Consider the following 1,172-nt stretch of genomic DNA (forward strand, 5'->3'; position numbering starts at 1 on the left):
CCGAAGGGACGCTTGAGGCGGATCCGCAAGCGACGGTCGTCACGCGCGCTCATCTCCGCTTCCGTCAGCGGCGCCCGGGCGACCGCCCGCGCGCCGGCTTCCGTCAGCGGCGCCTCGGCCAGCGCCGCCTCGCGCGCCTGCGCGAGCAGCGCCTGCGCCTCGGCCTCCTCCACCAGCGCGAATTGCGGGGCGACGCCGGCCTCGAGCGGGAAGCGGCGCAGCAGTCCCTGGCAGAAGGCGTGGATGGTGGCGATCTTCATCCCGCCCGGCAGGTCCAGCACGCGCGCGAACAGCGCGCGTGCCCGCTCGCGCGTCGCCCGGTCGGGCGGCGCGCCCGCAAGCGCCTCGATCTCGCGGTCGAGCGCCTCGTCGGGCAGCGTCGCCCACTCGCCGAGCCGTGCCTGCAGCCGCGTGGCCATCTCCGCCGCCGCCGCGCGGGTGAAGGTGAGGCAGAGGATGTGGCCGGGATCGCTGCCGGCGAGCATCAGGCGCAGCACGCGATCGACCAGGAGCCGCGTCTTGCCCGAACCGGCCGAGGCCGAGACCCATGCGGAGGCGCGCGGATCGGCGGCAGCCCGCTGTTCGGGGGTGGGCGCGGTCATTCGCGATCCAGCCCCGCCGACCACTCGTCGATGCGCGCGAGCACCGCGTAGGGCGAGCGCAGCGGCTCGAGGCGGGGATGCGGCCGTGCCGTGTAGGGCGTGGCGGGATCGTCGAAGGCGTGCAGCCGGCGCAGGAGCCCCTCCCAGGCCGCCTCCGCAACGGCCGCCTCCGCCCCGGCGCAGCGCCGCTCCACCCTGCCCGGGACGAAGCCGCCCGAGAGGTGCCAGTAGGCGAGCTCGCCCGGCGGCAGAGGCGGGATGCCGGCGAAGGCGCCGCGCGCGGCGAGCGCGGCCTCGAGCGTCAGTTGCGGCTGCGTGCCCGACTTCACCTGCGCCTCCTTCGGCACCGCGCCGGTCTTGTAGTCGAGCACGGCGAGCCGTCCGTCGCGGTGTTCGATCCGGTCGGCCTTCGCCACCAGCAGGAAGGGGCCGCCCGGCAGGCCGCCGATCGCGTGCTCGGTCTTCACCTCGGCGAACAGGCCGCCGAGCGGCCCGCCGGCGCGGCGCTCCGCCTCGGTCGCGGCGACGAAGGCGGCGATGCGCGCGAGCCGCGGGCGCCAGAGCGCCGCC

At 76.9% G+C, this 1,172-nt stretch carries 2 protein-coding genes; both read right to left on the reverse strand.

Going from position 1 to position 1,172, the window contains the following annotated elements; all coding sequences use genetic code 11:
* Positions 1-602: UvrD-helicase domain-containing protein (locus tag FK498_RS18745; RefSeq protein WP_141857225.1), on the reverse strand; the 602-nt coding region annotated here is incomplete at its 3' end.
* On the reverse strand, positions 599-1,172 hold a 574-nt coding region (locus FK498_RS18750), incomplete at its 5' end, for a PD-(D/E)XK nuclease family protein (RefSeq protein WP_202614936.1). The genes FK498_RS18745 and FK498_RS18750, both read right to left, overlap by 4 nt.

This window comes from Elioraea sp. Yellowstone, assembly GCF_006704265.1.
Classification (GTDB): Bacteria; Pseudomonadota; Alphaproteobacteria; order Acetobacterales; family Acetobacteraceae; genus Elioraea.